This window comes from uncultured Veillonella sp., assembly GCF_938010505.1.
Taxonomy (GTDB): Bacteria; Bacillota; Negativicutes; order Veillonellales; family Veillonellaceae; genus Veillonella.
This window is the reverse complement of record NZ_CALLVP010000036.1, coordinates 1-16,195: the sequence shown is the minus strand read 5'-3', so window position 1 is coordinate 16,195 and position 16,195 is coordinate 1. Positions and strand designations below refer to the sequence as shown.

Genomic DNA, 16,195 nt, shown 5'->3' with positions numbered 1-16,195 from the left:
GAGCGCCTGCCTTACAAGCAGGATGTCGGCAGTTCGATCCTGTCATCGTCCACCAGACCAAAGAAGCAAGCTATTAAGCTTGCTTCTTTTTTTTGTATATATGATATAATAAAATAAGTTGTATAGTTTGTAATTTTAAAAGAGTTTTATTAAGAGGAGGAATTATGTTACATAACTTCGGACTCTATAAACGTCCAATACTTACAGTACTAGCTGTACTTCTCACAACTACATTAGCAACAGCTAACGCTGCTACGATTGATTTGAGTCAATTGACGCCAAACACAACACAACCTGTAGTCCTTAGCACTATGCAAAGCAACACAAACAATGATGCTCCTATATTAGCTGCTGAAACAAATATGGAACCTGTCGTAAAGGTAGCTACAACACCGACGTCTACACCGATTTCAGGGACTCCAGAAAAAGCGACAATTAATACATCTAATACAAGTCATGATGGCCACTTGGAAAACTTCCCTAGCCGCAAAGTAACTATTGTTGTACCTGCAAACTTGCGCAATGAAAATACAGCTCAATTTGGTCGTTATATGACAAATCGCTTATCTAATACGCTTAAATATCCATACTATGATACAACCATCGTAAGTACTAACACACCAACTGCAGAAATTAAAGCCGTTGATCTTGCTCAAATTGCAGCGGCCCAAAATTCTGAAATCGTCATTATGCCTGTACCATTACAAGACATATATGTACAGGTTAATAGTATTAACGGTCCAGATACATATAATAAGGATAATCGTGAAATTTATATTGCGGCAAAGGTTAATGCTCTTTTATATTACTATGATGTAAATGATAAAGTAATTCATACTGTTCGTACGGGCTTCAACCAAACTGACGACTCTTTGACTATGCCAACACATAAATCTGTCTGGAACAAAGTTATGACTGTATTACTTGATAAACTGCCATATAAACGAATCCCAACAGACCGTGACCGCTACCAAGCACCTGGTATTAATTCTGAGGCACCTGTTGTACTCGATTTCCAAGTAGAGCAACCTAAGAATACTGCATACTCCCTAAAAGGTGTGAGCGTCTTGTAAATAAATTTCTTAAAAAAAAGGCTAGCCAGATGGCTAGCCTTTTTCTTATAACATTTTTGTAACATGCAAGCGCAGTAAAGCACGTTGCAATGCTGCTTCCGCTCTTTCTACATCAATATCAGGTGTAGGGTTTGCCAACCGCCCTTCAGCACGCTCTTTAGCACGCTGCGCACGTTCGATATCAATCACGTTCGGATCTTGACAGTCAGGGGTTACAATACTCACCTTATTATGTTCAATTTCACAGAAGCCACCAAATACGGCAAATTCACGAGATGTTCCATCTGGTTGATCAATGCGTAAAGGTGCCAAGTCTAATGCAATAATCATAGGTGCATGATTTGGTAAAATACCAAAAGCACCATCGATAGCTTTACCTACAAAGAATGTAGATTGACCTTCGAATACGATTGCATCAGGTGTAATTATCTGTAGGGTCATAGGTTCCGCCATGGATTATTCCCCCTTCTCTTGCATTTCCTTTGCTTTTTGAACGGCTTCATCAATGGTACCAACCATGTAGAATGCACCTTCTGGTAATTCATCATGTTTACCATCTAAGATTTCTCTGAAGCCTCTCAATGTTTCGGACAATGGCACATATTTACCAGGAGAACCGGTAAATACTTCTGCTACGAAGAATGGTTGACTCAAGAAACGTTGAATCTTACGAGCGCGAGATACAGTGAGTTTATCTTCGTCAGACAATTCTTCCATACCGAGGATTGCGATAATATCTTGAAGATCGCGATATTTTTGCAATACTTCTTGTACGCCACGAGCTACTGCGTAGTGCTCTTCACCAAGTACATGTGGGTCCAAAATACGGCTTGTAGAGTCGAGTGGATCCACCGCTGGATAGATACCTAGCTCCGCAATGGAACGAGACAATACTGTTGTCGCATCCAAGTGAGCGAATGTCGCTGCTGGAGCAGGGTCAGTCAAGTCATCGGCAGGTACATATACAGCTTGTACGGAGGTAATAGAACCTTCTTTTGTAGATGTAATACGTTCTTGCAATGCCCCTACGTCATTAGCCAATGTAGGTTGGTAACCTACGGCAGATGGCATACGACCTAAGAGGGCGGATACTTCAGAACCCGCTTGGATAAAGCGGAAGATGTTATCGATGAACAAGAGCACGTCTTGTTTCTTCACATCACGGAAGTATTCAGCCATTGTAAGGCCAGTAAGACCTACGCGCATACGAGCCCCTGGTGGCTCATTCATTTGGCCATATACAAGGGCTGTTTTATTGATAACGCCGGACTCTTTCATTTCGTTCCACAAATCGTTACCTTCACGAGTACGTTCCCCTACACCGGAGAATACGGAATAACCGCCGTGCTCTGTAGCAACATTGTGAATCAGTTCCATGATCAATACGGTTTTACCTACACCGGCACCGCCAAAGAGACCGATTTTACCACCTTTTACGTATGGAGCGATAAGGTCAACGACCTTAATACCTGTTTCCAAGATTTGTGTATCTGGAGAGAGGTCATCAAATTTAGGTGCTGGACGGTGAATAGGCCATTTTTCATCAGCCACAACTGGAGCTGGATCATGGTCTACCGTTTCACCAAGTACGTTAAAGATACGGCCTAATACGCCTTCCCCTACAGGGACGGAAATTGGAGCGCCAGTATCTTCCGCTTCCATATTACGTGTCATACCGTCAGTAGAACTCATCGCAACGCAACGAACTGTATCGTCGCCTAAGTGTTGCATAACCTCTACTACGATTTTTTGTCTATCGTGTGCCTTGTGGTCATGGTAGATGTGGATAGCGTTGTAGATAGCTGGTAAATGACCAGCATCAAAGCGCACGTCTACAACTGGGCCGATGACCTGCACAACTTTACCAATATTATTACTCATCGACAGATGTCTCCTTATCTATTGCAAGGCATTAGCGCCACCAACGATTTCAGAAATTTCGTTTGTAATACTAGATTGACGCAACTTGTTGTATTCAAGGCCTAAGGACTCAATGAGTTCCCCTGCATTATCTGTAGCAGATGTCATGGCCGTCATACGAGCGCCCAATTCACTAGCCGCAGATTGCAACAATCCATTATAAACTGTAATTTCTAAGTATTTTGGCAGCAACGCCTCCAAGACGGATACGGCAGATGGCATGAAATCATACTCTTCTCCTTTTACCTCATCTTGTGGTTGCTCTATTGGCAACAAGCGCTCGGCCTGTGCAATTTGCGTCATAGAATTTACAAAACGTGTATAGATCATGATGACTTCGTCAACTTCATGACGTTCGTATAGTGAAAGTGCTTCATGCATGATGGCACGCGCATGTTCATAAGATGGTTTATCGGAAAAGCCCGCATAGGACTTATCGATATGAATACCTCTAGATTTCATGCTGTCTCTAGGCTTTCTACCTGCCGTGATAACACGGTATGTATCAGGAGATTTACCATGTAATTGTTCCATGGCAAATTTCAACACATTAGACGAGAATGCCCCTGCCAGACCTTTATCTGCACCTACTACAATATAGCAAGTACGCTCTACAGGTCGCACATCTAAGAGAGGACTTTCAAAGCCTTCTAAATCACTATTAGACATATGACGCAAGATTTGCCCTATCTTCTCTGCGTAAGGACGAGTAGCTTCCGCTTTTGTTTGTGCCCTACGAAGACGAGCAGAAGCTACCATCTTCATCGCTTTTGTAATTTGTTGCGTATTGGTAACACTTTTTATGCGTTTTCGCAAATCTTGTGCACTAGCCATACATTACGCCTCCTTACGAGACACTAATGTATGTGTAGAGCCAAATGCTTCAACACATTCTGGGATTGCTTGCTTCAATAGATTTTCAGTTTCTTCGTCAATTTTCTTAGACGTTTCAATGTTAGTGATAATTTCAGGATAATTTGCTTTCACATAGCGTAAAAGTTCAGCTTCAAAGGACAATACATCTGCCACTTGAATATCTGCTAAGTACCCTTTCGTACCAGCGTAAAGATTAATAACCATTTCCGCTACGCTCATAGGCTCATATTGACCTTGTTTTAACATTTCAGTTAAGCGTTCACCGCGATCAAGTTGAGCGCGTGTAGCCGCATCAAGGTCGGAACCAAACTGAGCGAAAGCAGCCAACTCACGATATTGAGCAAGGTCCAAACGCAATTGACCCGCTACTTGTTTCATCGCTTTAGTTTGAGCACTACCACCTACACGGGATACGGACAAACCTACGTCAACAGCTGGACGAATACCAGAGTAGAACATATCTGTACCCAAGAAAATTTGACCATCAGTGATGGAAATTACGTTTGTTGGGATGTATGCAGATACGTCACCTGCTTGTGTTTCAATGATTGGCAACGCTGTAATGGAACCTCCACCTAGTTCAGGTGAAAGTTTCGCAGCCCGCTCTAATAGACGGCTGTGTAAGTAGAATACGTCGCCTGGATATGCCTCACGCCCTGGAGGACGGCGCAATAATAGGGACATAGCACGGTATGCAGCCGCTTGTTTTGTTAAGTCATCATATACGCATAATACGTGTTTACCTTGGTACATAAAGTATTCACCCATGGCAACACCAGCGTATGGGGCAATGTATTGAAGAGGTGCACCAGTGGAAGCACTCGCAGAAACTACGATTGTATATTCCATAGCCCCTGCTTCTTCAAGTTTTTGTACTACACGAGCAACCGTAGATTCTTTTTGACCAATAGCTACATAAATACAAATAACATCTTTGCCTTTTTGGTTCAAAATAGTATCTAAGGCAATCGCAGTTTTACCTGTACCACGGTCACCGATGATAAGCTCACGTTGACCACGGCCGATTGGTACCATCGCATCAATCGCTTTAAGACCTGTTTGCAATGGTTCGTTTACGGATTGACGATCCGCAATACCAGGTGCTGGATGTTCGATAGGACGACGTTCTGTAGCTTGGATAGCACCCTTGCCATCAAGAGGTTGACCAAGAGGGTTTACTACGCGACCAATCAAGGCATCTCCAGCAGGAACGTCCATAATTTTGCCAGTACGGCGGACTTGGTCCCCTTCTTTAATCAAGAAGTCATCACCTAATAGTACGGCACCCACATTATCTAATTCTAAGTTCAAAACCAAGCCATATACGCCGTGTGGTAATTCTAGCAACTCACCGGCCATGGCTCTTTCAAGACCATAAATATGGGCGATGCCATCCCCTACGTCGAGAACAGTACCCACGTCATCGACATTGAGGTCAACATCATAGTCCTGAATCTGCTGTTTGATTATAGCAGTGATTTCTTCAGGCTTCATTTTCATATATACCCATTCACCCCTATCTAATAGAGTTCGTTCTTAATAAAGATTTTTCTAATTCCTCTAAACGACGAGATACAGAGCCATCAATGCGTTTATCCCCTACTTGGATAATGATACCACCCATAATAGATGGATCTTGACGCACAGATAAAATAACATCTTTCCCTGTTACTTCTCGTAATTTAGCTTGTACAGATGCTTCTACATCAGCTGTGATTGGTTCTGCTACAGTTACAGTAGCTTCCAAAATACCACGAGCCTCTCGTGATTTTTGAATAAACGCTGCAATGGCCTGCACAATATAACGATGGCGACCGCGTTTAATCATCACATAGATAAAATGTAAAGCAACTTTGTCGATACTAGATTCAAAGATAGAACCAACTAACTTAATCTTTGCATCTTCTGTAACGATTGGATTTTCAAGGAATGAACGAAGTTCAGGCTGTTCCGCCATAACGGACGCTACATAACCTAATTGCTCCTCCATGAGTTCCAAATTATTTTGTTCTTGAGCTAATTCAAACATAGCCGAACCGTATTTATCTGCTACAATTTCTATGCTCATCGTATCACAACCCTATCGTTTTACTATCAAGTTGACGAATAGCGTCTTCGATCAATTTTGTATTAGTTTCGCTGTTCATATCTTTAGCAACAACTTTACCAGCCATAGCTACGGATAAAGACACCACTTCGTTACGCAAGCTGTTCATAGCTCGATCGCGTTCAATAGCGATATCTTGACGAGCTCGTTCTTTCTCAGTTTCAATTTGAGAACGAGCTGCGGCTACTTCTTCAGCCGTACTTACCTTAGCTTGATGATGCGCTTTTTCAACGATTTCTTGTGCTTCTTGGCGAGCTTTTGCAATTTGCGCTGCATAATCAGCTTTAATTTGCTCTGCTTCAAGTCGAGATTGCTCCGCACTAGCTAAATCATTAGCGATTTGCTCTTTACGAGCATTCATCATACCTACTAATGGTTTATACGCAAAACGATGTAAAATCCAAACTAATATAAAAAAGTTTAGCATTTGAGCAAGAATTGTTCCTGGGCTTAAATCAACCAAGGTATTGCCTCCTTGCTATTAACGGAATAACAAAATGAAAGCTACTACTACGCCGATAATAGGCATCGCTTCGATCAAACCAATCGCTACGAACATAGTAGACATCAATTGACCACGTAATTCTGGTTGACGTGTAATACCTTCGATTACTTTACTAGCTACCATACCGTCACCGATACCAGCAGCGATTGCACCACAACCTACTGCGATTGCCGCAGCTAAAGCGAATAAACCTTGAACTTCCATGATTAATCCTCCATTAGATAAAATTAATGTTCTTCACTCAGAGCCATACCTAAGTAGTTAGCTGTAAGAACTGTGAAAATAAAGGCCTGAATAATGCCGATAAATAAACTAAAAGCAATCCAAATCCATGGCACTGGTACAAACCAAGGCAAATTGTAGAGAATTTCTAACAAGATTTCACCTGCTACAATGTTACCAAATAGACGGAAAGCTAATGTGATTGGTTTTGCAATTTCTTCAAAAATATTCAAAACCACCATGGCTTTATAAGGCTGTAAGAAATGGTTAAAGTAAGATAAACCTTTTACCTTAATCCCCATCCCCCATACTACAAGGCTACTACATAATGCCAATGCTGCAGTCGTATTAATATCTGCAGTTGGTGATGTAACAGCATGTAGAGTAGGCAGTAAGCCTAGTTCATTTCCGATGAAAATGAACAAGAAGAATGTGAATAATAATGAGCTCACCATCGGCCAGTGTTTGCCAAGTGTAGGCGATAATTGACCTTCTAGTGCTTCTAATAGTGCTTCTACACCATTTTGAACCCCTACAGGAACCAATTTTCGTCCACGCGTAGCTAACATTGTAATGACGATGACGATCGCCATCGTAATCCACGTAGCGATTAAGGTATCGATATTAAAAGATAGCCCTAGCCAGTGAACGACCTGATGGTGACCAGCATGCAATTCCACAAACTCATCCCCTTCCATAGCTTATAATAAAAACCTCATATATTTATAAATTAATATAAATATAATATATATGTATCATCATACATCGTTATAGATATATAATCAACACTTGAAGGGTAAACAATTCTAATTAATCATAAATATAATGTATACAATGCATAATTGGAATACCTTTGTTGTTCCTATTTTACGTCATTCTAGAACTAAAACTGGCGACTAAGCCACCAGTACACCACATATAGTGCTGGTTGTATTAACGCGATAGCAATAAACATACTGATTGCTTCTACACCTGGTATTGTTAACCCTACCACGACTAATGATCCAACCAACATGAGACGCCACATCATCTGCCTGCGCACCTTACGAACTGCTTTATAAGGATCAGCGGCCATAATCGATTGGCTGTGTAAGGCAAGACTAAGCAAATATAGAATCATGATAAAGATGCCCCACAGCCAGCCCCATACATATTGTTGTAATCCGCATGCAACCTGTATAATCACCCCTAAAAAGGCAATAAAAAAACAAATCAGCAGCACGCGCACTATGAATTTTATATATTGATTCATACATACCTCACTACTTAACTTGTTTATATAGCATATAAAATCCTGTTATAGCTCCTATTAGGCCAAATATGACCATACAGAGTGGCTCCGTTTGTAGCCAACTATCTAATTTATGGCCTAGCCAAATAAAACCACCTATACAGGAGACCAGTGTGACCCCCGCTGATGTTGCCATTGCGAGGGCTTTCACAAGATCCTTATCCATATTATTTACCAAAACGTTCAGGGCGATTTGCATCACCTAAAAACTCATGACGCAATGCTTGGATAATGCGTTCAGATGCTTTACCGTCACCATAAGGATTAACGGAATTAGACATCAATTTATAAGCCTCTGCATTACTTAATAATTCATGAGCTGCTTTATGTACTATATCCTTATTAGTACCCACAAGACGAACGGTACCTGCTTCTACTGCTTCAGGGCGCTCTGTTGTATCACGCAACACGAGCACTGGTTTACCAAGAGCTGGTGCTTCCTCTTGAATCCCACCAGAGTCAGTAAGAATCAAGTAAGATTTAGCCATCAAGTTTGCAAATGGTTCATAGTCAAGAGGATCAATTAATGTAACCCGATCCACAGAACCAAGTTCCTCTTGTACCACTTGGCGAACTTTAGGGTTCTTATGTACAGGGAATACAACTTGAATATCTTCAAATTCATTAATTAAATCACGAATGGCTTGGTATACATGACGCATAGGTTCGCCTAAGTTTTCACGGCGATGTGTCGTAACAAGAACCGTACGTTTTTCGGGGTCGAGAGCATTAATAGCTGCATTATCGAATACATAGTTGTCTTGTACGGTCGTATCAAGAGCATCGATAACAGTATTCCCCGTTACATAAAGATGTTCTGTATTGATATTTTCTTTTTTTAGATTGCTTTCAGAACTAGAAGTAGGTGCAAAGTGATACGTCGCAATAGAGCCCGTCAATTTTCGGTTCATCTCTTCAGGGAATGGAGAGTAAATATCACCTGTTCGAAGACCTGCTTCTACGTGACCTACAGGAATTTCTTGGTAAAAAGAAGCCAAAGCACCGGCAAAGGTAGTAGTAGTGTCACCATGAACGAGTACTACATCTGGTTTTGCCTCTTCTAATACATCTTTAAGGCCTAGCAAAGCACGATTAGTTACATCATATAATGTTTGCCCTTGGCTCATAATATTTAAGTCGTAATCTGGGGTAATATTAAACAAGTTCAGTACTTGATCGAGCATATCGCGATGCTGTGCCGTAACGGTTACGATAGGTTCCATATCTGGTGCTGCTTGTAATGCTTTCACAAGAGGAGCCATCTTGATAGCCTCAGGTCTTGTACCAAAGATTGTCATAACTTTTAACATAGTTGCCTCCAACATAGTAGGATAGAAAAAATGGGGCGCCAAGCGCCCCACATATGGTTATTCCTCATGAGAATCATCTGGATTCTCCAAAGCTTTAGCCAATTCATCGCGATCAAAGGATATGGTATCATCCGAATCGCTGCGTTCAATTGTAGGACGTGGTAACGGATGCCCTGCCGCATCGCTATGCATAATAACACCAAGGCGGCGAGCAATATAGATACTGCACAAGAAAATGACTAATACTAAGGTTGCACCAACCCAGGCATTAACCTCTGCAACGATAACAGATACACCTCCGAAAAGGGCGGTTACCGCATACATCATCAATACAGCTTGCTTTTGAGTTAAGCCTTGCGCTAATAAACGATGATGAACGTGACCTTTATCGGGTTTAAAAATCGGACGCCCACTGATTTTACGGCGCACAATGGCAAATAAGGTATCCAAAATCGGCAAGCCTAATACGATAGCAGGCACTACTAGAGCAATCATGGCAGCCGTCTTTACGGCACCCATAACAGAAATAGCCGCTAATGTATAGCCTAATAACATGGATCCCGTATCACCCATGAATATTTTTGCAGGATTAAAGTTATACCGTAAAAAACCTACGGTTGCACCTGCCAAAGCAAGAGAAATACAAGCGAGGTCAATTTGACCGAGTTGCAAAGTCATCGCACAAACAGCGATACAAGCAATAAAGGAAATACCTGCAGCCAAGCCATCAAGACCATCGATGAGGTTTACGATATTCGTAAAACCTACAATCCAGAAAATAGTCAACGGAATAGCCCAATACTTAAGATATACTACACCACCCCAAGGAAGGTTGATGAAATCTACTCGAATATCATAAGCTACCAAAATAGCTGCTGCTATGATTTGGCCCATCAACTTAGTTTTTGGCTCAATCTGTTTAATATCGTCCCAAATACCGACTAGCACTAAAATGACAGTACCAAGTACAAAGCCAAATAATTTATGATCATGCGGGATAGAGTCGTTAAAGAGTACCGACCCCACATAACCGAGAAAGATTGCCAATCCACCAAGTCGTGGAATAGCACCCTGATGTACCTTCCGATCATCAGGTTTATCTATTGCCCCAACGGCAACGGCAAAGCGTTTTACCAAGGGGGTAAGTGCAAAGGTTATGATGAGCGCTAGTGCAAAGGCCCATACATAATCGAGCACATATTCACTCATAAGACACCTCCAACAACCAGGTTGCAAAAACGGATTAGTTCGTTAAGCTGCGAATAGGAGCAGGAATTCGTCCACCGCGAGCGATGAACTCAGCCGCACTATAAGGGCTTACTTCGATAATTGGGGCATAACCTAATAGGCCACCAAATTCAACAACCTCTCCAACCGTCTTACCAGGTACCGGAATTACACGAACCGCAGTTGTCTTATTGTTAATCATGCCGATAGCCGACTCATCTGCGATGATAGCAGAAATTGTATCAGCAGTAGTGTCTCCAGGAATAGCAATCATATCAAGGCCAACAGAACATACACATGTCATAGCCTCTAATTTATCAAGTGTTAAACTGCCACAAGATACGGCATCAATCATGCCTGCATCTTCAGAGACAGGAATAAATGCACCACTAAGTCCACCTACGTGAGAGGAGGCCATGAGACCACCTTTTTTCACCGCATCATTAAGTAATGCTAGTGCTGCTGTAGTGCCATGACAGCCACAAGAGGACAAGCCCATTTCTTCCAGAACGTGAGCTACAGAGTCGCCTACAGCTGGAGTTGGCGCCAAGGATAAATCGATAATACCAAATGGTTTACCAAGACGACGAGATGCCTCTTGCGCTACCAATTGACCTACGCGAGTAATTTTAAAAGCAGTACGTTTAATCGTTTCTGCTACAATGTCAAAGGATTGTCCACGAACGGATTCAAGCGCATGTTTTACAACGCCCGGGCCAGATACACCTACAGAAATAGCACTATCCCCTTCTGTTACGCCGAAGAAAGCACCAGCCATGAACGGATTATCCTCTACAGGATTACAGAAAATAACGAGCTTAGCACAACCAAGCGCATCATTATCCTTTGTAAGTTCTGCGGTTTTCTTAACGATGATACCCATGTCGCGCACTGCATCCATGTTGATACCAGTTTTAGTTGAGCCCACCGCAACAGAACTACAAACGATATCCGTAGTTGCCAGAGCTTCAGGAATAGAGTCAATCAAAATACGATCAGCTCGTGTAGCGCCCTTTGTTACAAGCGCAGAAAAGCCGCCGATAAAATTAACACCTACAGTTTTTGCAGCACGATCCATAGCTTCCGCCACAGGAACATAGGATGTTAAATCACTACCACCTGCTACAAGAGAAATTGGTGTTACAGAAATACGCTTGTTAATAATAGGGATACCGAACTCTCGTTCGATATCTTCACCCGTAGATACAAGGTATTCTGCTTCTTTCGTAATGCGGTCATAAATGCGATCACACAATTCTTTACCAGAACTGGATGCACATTCAAGCAAGCTGATCCCCATCGTAATGGTACGCACATCAAGCTTATTATCGTGAATCATCTGATTCGTTTCTAAAATATTATCGATAGATAACATAAGTGCCTCCTATCCTACACGGTGCATGCTCAAGAAAATATCAGCATGTTGTGCACGGATTTCAACACCTAGTTCTTTACCTTGTGTAGTCAAAGCTTCTTGAATAGCTGTAAGATTTTTCATATCTTCAGACTTAGTTTCACACATCATAATCATATTGAAGACGCCATCGAGGATGGTTTGATTAATAGACATAATATTTACGCCGTGGTTAGCGAGCACGGTACTAACTCCAGCAATGATACCAACGCGGTCTACACCGACAACGGTAACAACTAATTTCATAACATCACCTTCTCTAAGCACTACAAACTACATAGCCAGTATAGGGCATTCAATAAACTATATTAATATATTATAACACATTTATTATTTTTCATTGATGAAATCTTCATGAGTTTTCTAGTAAAAATAATATGTTACACTTCGTCAGATAAAGCACTTGTTACAATCTCTTCACCAGCAGTTAACAATGCGATAAGACCTTTGTCGCCTTTATAGCTTTCACCATAAATTTTATATAAATCTTCGGTACCAGATGGACGTGCCACAAACCAGCCTGTCTCCGTTTCAACTCTAACACCATCGATAGGCATATCTTTATACAGAGAAGTAGTACGAACATTTGTAATCGCATCCCCATCTATTTCGGTAGCCGTGATGGAACTTGCATTTAATTGCTTCAACTTAGCCTTGGCCGCCTTAGTACAGGACGCATCAATACGACCAAATCGAGGGTCCCCACAGCCTTCCACAATATTGTTATACAGTCTCTCAACAGTGGCGCCCATTACAGCGTACATCTCCATTGCTAAGAGAGCCATTACCATGCCGTCTTTATCTGTAGTCCACACGGTACCATCTTTTTTGAGAAAGGATGCGCCCGCAGATTCTTCGCCACCGATGCCAATGTCTCCATCAAATAATAGGGAGCTAAAATATTTAAAACCTACCGGAACTTCATATACAGGAATTTCTTTAACAGATGCCCACTTATCAATCATGGTTGTACAAACAACGGTTTTACCTACCCCTTTATCCTTCCAACCACGGGTTGTGAATAGATAATCAGCAGCGGCTACGAGGAATGCATTTGGTGATGCAAGACCATCCGCACTAACAATACCGTAACGATCATAATCAGGATCATTACCAACGGCCAAATCATAATTACCAATTTGCTTGATAACATCAGCCATAGCGTATTCAGAGGAGCAATCCATACGAACCTTACCATCATGGTCATACGTCATAAAGCTAAAAGTCGGATCATACTCATCATTAATAATATCCATGTTGAGATTATAACGCTCTTTAATAGCTCGCCAATAACCCAGTCCACTACCACCGAGGGCATTAACAAGGACCTTAGGTTTGGCACTTTGGATTGCCTCCATATTAATAATAGAAGATAGTTCGTCTACGTATAGGCCTTTATAGTCATACGGAACTTGTTGGTCAGGTTCAATATTGACGATGCTAATACGTTTAAACCCTTCTAGTTCACAGTATGCACGAACATACTCATTAGCTCGAGTTTCAATCCATTTTGTAACGAGAGTATCCGCCGGCCCACCATGAGTAGCGTTATACTTGATACCACCATTATCTGGAGGATTATGAGACGGCGTAATCACGATACCATCCGCCTTATCATCGTGACTTTCATTATAACGAATAATAGCACGAGATATAGATGGCGTCGGAACGAAATCCATATCGGAATCAACCATTGCCGTTAAACCATTACCAGCAAGAACCTCAAGCACTGTCACAAGGGCTGGCTGAGATAAAGCATGTGTATCCTGGCCGACAAAAAGCGGGCCTGTAGCGCCAAATTGTCCACGACCATCACAAATAGCCTGTGTAATAGCGGCCACATGTAAATCCGTAAAAGTACCATTTAAAGATGTACCACGATGGCCAGATGTGCCAAAGGATACGAGTTGTGTCGGATCAGTAACGTCCGGAGCATTATCAAAATATGCATCCACAAGGGTTTGCACATCGATAATATCTTGTTCTTGTACAGGCGTACCTGCTAATTTGTGAGTCATAGGAACCTCTAATCTCATTTTGAGGGCAAGCCCTCTCATTTTACAAAGCTAATATTCTATCTATCGTATTAAAACATTTTTTAAAATGTATATATCATTCAAAAAATATTATATTTACACATAATTAATATAAGATGACAGCAGACAGAGATTTTATCAAAATCCTTTATTCTTATCTGTTACAACTATTTTCATCTGTTACAACATTATTGTTCGCTTCGGTAATAGCATCTTGTGATTTTAGCTGTTTAGATACTTCCGCAGGAACAATAGGCTGAGTAAAACCTTGACCGATAACCTCTTGGGCATCGGTAATCAAGATAAAAACATTTGGGTCCGCTTCTTGAATAAATTCTTTTAATTTATTTACTTGCAATAAATTAACCGCAACCATCACGATTTGCTTAGGCGTCCGAGTATAAGCGCCAATGCCATTAATAATAGTGGCACCACGACCGACCTTATTGATGATGCATTCACATACTTCATCAGTCCTATAGGTAATGATAAAAGCAACTTTACGTTGATTAAATCCGATTACCACCTTATTCGTAATGATGGTATACACATACACACTGATAAGGGTTACGGCCACTGCTTCAAGACCAACAACTGCGACAGCAACTAAGAGAATGGCACAGTTGATAGCGCTATTAATGGATCCCATTTGAAGCCCGTAATATTTGCGGACGATAAGAGCAATCGGATCAAGACCACCTGTATTACCGCCTACACGATAGATTATACCAAGCCCCAAGCCAGTCGAAATACCTGCCATCATAGAACTGAGTAGTGGGTCCTTAATAATCATGTCATATTGCAAGAAAGCAAACAGATCAATCATCCAAGATAACATGAGCGTTCCATATAAAGTATTAAGTACGACACGTTTGCCTAGCCACTTCCAAGCAGCCCAAAATATAGGAACATTTAAAATAACGTTCCAAGCACCAACGGATAAACCCGTCAAATAATACAAGATCAATCCTACCCCACTAATACCAGTGCTAACTAGTTTATGAGGTAGTACAAAGGCATCTAAACCAGCACCAAAAATTGCACATCCAATAGCAACTATGAAACATTTATAGACAACATCTTTATACTTGGCGAACATAGCTCCCTCCAAATTGCTATTTCACTATAAATATTCTATAATGAACTAATTAAAACATACGCTGTTTACAATACTTTTTATAATCAAACAACATGTGTATACTAAATCATCATAAACCACTTAATGGTTATTTTCAATCACTTTATAACAGTATAAAATAAACATATAAACTGCATATATTTTGTACATTACAAACGAGGCTATTATGAGTAAAAGTTTTGAGCAACTCGGTTGCAGCAAAATTAATATCGGACTTGCCATTACAGGCAAGCGTGACGATGGATATCACGACATCGATTCCATATTCCAATCGATTCGCCTTAGTGATTCTATTTATTTCGCTAAGCATCATTCCGTAGTTTTTTCTGGTGGCGCTCCCGAGTTACCCGATTACATGCAAAAGCTCGTAACCTATGGGGAGGATAATCTCGCGCTAAAAGCGTTACGTGCCATACAATCCTATACAGGTTGTAAAGCAGGTGCCGCCATCCACCTCCTAAAACGCGTTCCCGTTCAAGCCGGTCTTGGTGGTGGCAGTGCAGACGCAGCTGCCATGTTATTAGGACTCAATCGCTTCTGGGACTTACGTCTCACGCAAGAGGAACTTTTAGAAATTGGTGCCTCTCTTGGCTCTGACGTACCATTCCTATTACAGGGTGGTACAGCTCGTGGAACAGGTCGTGGCGAAGTACTTACCTATGGTCAATCACCAGAGGCGCACTGGCTATTGCTTGTAAAACCAAAGGTATCCGTTTCTACTGCAGACGCTTATAACCGCTTTAATGGCAAATCTGCAGCCACAACAAAAACCATTGATACCGTTCTAAATCATCTTGAAAGCAACGATTTAAAATCTGCTTTCACCAGTAGCGCTAATACATTCGAGGAATTATTATTCCCAGATCACGAAGCACTAACAATATGTAAGGAGTTCTTCACTAGTCGTGGTTACCCAACCATCATGACAGGCAGTGGGCCTACAATGGTAGTATTACTCAACAAACCAATGGAAGCCTTGCAGTTGCAAGAGGAGATTAAAGCAGCTGGTCACGATTGGCTATCACTCATTACTAAAACATGTACACAGGAGGACTTAGTATGACAAAACGGTTACA

18 protein-coding genes are annotated in these 16,195 nt (G+C 41.4%); 2 read left to right on the top strand and 16 right to left on the bottom strand.

The features are described from left to right. Positions 1–164 precede the first annotated feature (164 nt). Positions 165–1,073, top strand: coding sequence for a hypothetical protein (locus tag Q0507_RS01865; RefSeq protein ID WP_298711538.1), 909 nt, complete (start codon positions 165–167; stop codon positions 1,071–1,073). Between the two features lie 45 nt (positions 1,074–1,118). Here Q0507_RS01865 and atpC read toward each other — a convergent pair whose 3' ends face one another. From atpC to Q0507_RS01785, 16 genes are all read right to left on the bottom strand, one after another. Further along, complete coding sequence (gene atpC, locus Q0507_RS01860; RefSeq protein WP_298711535.1) at positions 1,119–1,526, bottom strand: ATP synthase F1 subunit epsilon; 408 nt, start codon at positions 1,524–1,526, stop codon at positions 1,119–1,121. A 3-nt stretch (positions 1,527–1,529) separates the two neighbouring features. Then, complete coding sequence (atpD, locus tag Q0507_RS01855) at positions 1,530–2,954, bottom strand: F0F1 ATP synthase subunit beta (RefSeq protein ID WP_004695069.1); 1,425 nt, start codon at positions 2,952–2,954, stop codon at positions 1,530–1,532. A gap of 18 nt (positions 2,955–2,972) precedes the next feature. Beyond that, entirely contained in the window at positions 2,973–3,827 is an 855-nt protein-coding gene (atpG, locus tag Q0507_RS01850) for an ATP synthase F1 subunit gamma (RefSeq protein ID WP_101928466.1), read from the bottom strand. A 3-nt stretch (positions 3,828–3,830) separates the two neighbouring features. After that, positions 3,831–5,369 carry a F0F1 ATP synthase subunit alpha gene (gene atpA, locus Q0507_RS01845; RefSeq protein WP_012864785.1) on the bottom strand — a complete coding sequence of 513 codons (1,539 nt, stop codon included), beginning with the start codon at positions 5,367–5,369 and terminating at the stop codon, positions 3,831–3,833. Between the two features lie 16 nt (positions 5,370–5,385). Beyond that, positions 5,386–5,937: an ATP synthase F1 subunit delta gene (atpH, locus tag Q0507_RS01840; RefSeq protein WP_298711528.1), complete on the bottom strand. Its 552-nt coding sequence runs from the start codon at positions 5,935–5,937 to the stop codon at positions 5,386–5,388. Positions 5,938–5,941: 4 nt separating this feature from the next. Beyond that, the gene (atpF, locus tag Q0507_RS01835; protein ID WP_298711526.1) at positions 5,942–6,439 is read right to left on the bottom strand and encodes a F0F1 ATP synthase subunit B; all 498 of its coding nucleotides are present in this window, start codon (positions 6,437–6,439) and stop codon (positions 5,942–5,944) included. 18 nt (positions 6,440–6,457) lie between these two features. Continuing rightward, entirely contained in the window at positions 6,458–6,685 is a 228-nt protein-coding gene (gene atpE, locus Q0507_RS01830) for a F0F1 ATP synthase subunit C (protein ID WP_005377043.1), read from the bottom strand. A 23-nt stretch (positions 6,686–6,708) separates the two neighbouring features. Further along, positions 6,709–7,383 carry a F0F1 ATP synthase subunit A gene (atpB, locus tag Q0507_RS01825; protein WP_298711523.1) on the bottom strand — a complete coding sequence of 225 codons (675 nt, stop codon included), beginning with the start codon at positions 7,381–7,383 and terminating at the stop codon, positions 6,709–6,711. 203 nt (positions 7,384–7,586) lie between these two features. Continuing rightward, positions 7,587–7,889 (bottom strand): ATP synthase subunit I, encoded by a 303-nt coding sequence (locus Q0507_RS01820; protein ID WP_298711520.1) that lies wholly within the window; start codon positions 7,887–7,889, stop codon positions 7,587–7,589. A gap of 76 nt (positions 7,890–7,965) precedes the next feature. Further along, a complete protein-coding gene (locus Q0507_RS01815) occupies positions 7,966–8,160 on the bottom strand; it encodes an AtpZ/AtpI family protein (RefSeq protein ID WP_367268436.1) in 195 nt (64 codons plus the stop codon). Position 8,161: 1 nt separating this feature from the next. Further along, positions 8,162–9,304 carry a non-hydrolyzing UDP-N-acetylglucosamine 2-epimerase gene (gene wecB, locus Q0507_RS01810; RefSeq protein WP_298711517.1) on the bottom strand — a complete coding sequence of 381 codons (1,143 nt, stop codon included), beginning with the start codon at positions 9,302–9,304 and terminating at the stop codon, positions 8,162–8,164. A gap of 57 nt (positions 9,305–9,361) precedes the next feature. Continuing rightward, positions 9,362–10,513: a glycosyltransferase family 4 protein gene (locus Q0507_RS01805; RefSeq protein WP_298711513.1), complete on the bottom strand. Its 1,152-nt coding sequence runs from the start codon at positions 10,511–10,513 to the stop codon at positions 9,362–9,364. Positions 10,514–10,547: 34 nt separating this feature from the next. After that, a complete protein-coding gene (locus Q0507_RS01800) occupies positions 10,548–11,906 on the bottom strand; it encodes a PFL family protein (protein ID WP_298711510.1) in 1,359 nt (452 codons plus the stop codon). A 9-nt stretch (positions 11,907–11,915) separates the two neighbouring features. Next, positions 11,916–12,191, bottom strand: coding sequence for an ACT domain-containing protein (locus Q0507_RS01795; RefSeq protein ID WP_298711507.1), 276 nt, complete (start codon positions 12,189–12,191; stop codon positions 11,916–11,918). Positions 12,192–12,325: 134 nt separating this feature from the next. Further along, complete coding sequence (locus Q0507_RS01790; RefSeq protein WP_298711505.1) at positions 12,326–13,963, bottom strand: phosphoglucomutase; 1,638 nt, start codon at positions 13,961–13,963, stop codon at positions 12,326–12,328. Positions 13,964–14,135: 172 nt separating this feature from the next. Then, positions 14,136–15,080, bottom strand: coding sequence for a YitT family protein (locus Q0507_RS01785; protein WP_298711502.1), 945 nt, complete (start codon positions 15,078–15,080; stop codon positions 14,136–14,138). Positions 15,081–15,285: 205 nt separating this feature from the next. Between Q0507_RS01785 and ispE the strand changes: the two genes are divergently transcribed. Then, entirely contained in the window at positions 15,286–16,182 is an 897-nt protein-coding gene (gene ispE, locus Q0507_RS01780; protein WP_298711499.1) for a 4-(cytidine 5'-diphospho)-2-C-methyl-D-erythritol kinase, read from the top strand. Positions 16,183–16,195 lie beyond the last annotated feature (13 nt).

Bases quoted from the DNA above. Each gene is read 5' to 3' on its own strand.
- atpE (WP_005377043.1), bottom strand. From the start codon at position 6,685: ATGGAAGTTCAAGGTTTATTCGCTTTAGCTGCGGCAATCGCAGTAGGT.
- Q0507_RS01795 (WP_298711507.1), bottom strand. From the start codon at position 12,191: ATGAAATTAGTTGTTACCGTTGTCGGTGTAGACCGCGTTGGTATCATT.
- atpA (WP_012864785.1), bottom strand. From the start codon at position 5,369: ATGAAAATGAAGCCTGAAGAAATCACTGCTATAATCAAACAGCAGATT.
- Q0507_RS01865 (WP_298711538.1), top strand. From the start codon at position 165: ATGTTACATAACTTCGGACTCTATAAACGTCCAATACTTACAGTACTA.
- Q0507_RS01800 (WP_298711510.1), bottom strand. From the start codon at position 11,906: ATGTTATCTATCGATAATATTTTAGAAACGAATCAGATGATTCACGAT.
- atpH (WP_298711528.1), bottom strand. From the start codon at position 5,937: ATGAGCATAGAAATTGTAGCAGATAAATACGGTTCGGCTATGTTTGAA.
- Q0507_RS01815 (WP_367268436.1), bottom strand. From the start codon at position 8,160: ATGGATAAGGATCTTGTGAAAGCCCTCGCAATGGCAACATCAGCGGGG.
- ispE (WP_298711499.1), top strand. From the start codon at position 15,286: ATGAGTAAAAGTTTTGAGCAACTCGGTTGCAGCAAAATTAATATCGGA.
- atpC (WP_298711535.1), bottom strand. From the start codon at position 1,526: ATGGCGGAACCTATGACCCTACAGATAATTACACCTGATGCAATCGTA.
- Q0507_RS01785 (WP_298711502.1), bottom strand. From the start codon at position 15,080: ATGTTCGCCAAGTATAAAGATGTTGTCTATAAATGTTTCATAGTTGCT.
- Q0507_RS01790 (WP_298711505.1), bottom strand. From the start codon at position 13,963: ATGACTCACAAATTAGCAGGTACGCCTGTACAAGAACAAGATATTATC.
- atpG (WP_101928466.1), bottom strand. From the start codon at position 3,827: ATGGCTAGTGCACAAGATTTGCGAAAACGCATAAAAAGTGTTACCAAT.
- Q0507_RS01805 (WP_298711513.1), bottom strand. From the start codon at position 10,513: ATGAGTGAATATGTGCTCGATTATGTATGGGCCTTTGCACTAGCGCTC.
- atpD (WP_004695069.1), bottom strand. From the start codon at position 2,954: ATGAGTAATAATATTGGTAAAGTTGTGCAGGTCATCGGCCCAGTTGTA.
- wecB (WP_298711517.1), bottom strand. From the start codon at position 9,304: ATGTTAAAAGTTATGACAATCTTTGGTACAAGACCTGAGGCTATCAAG.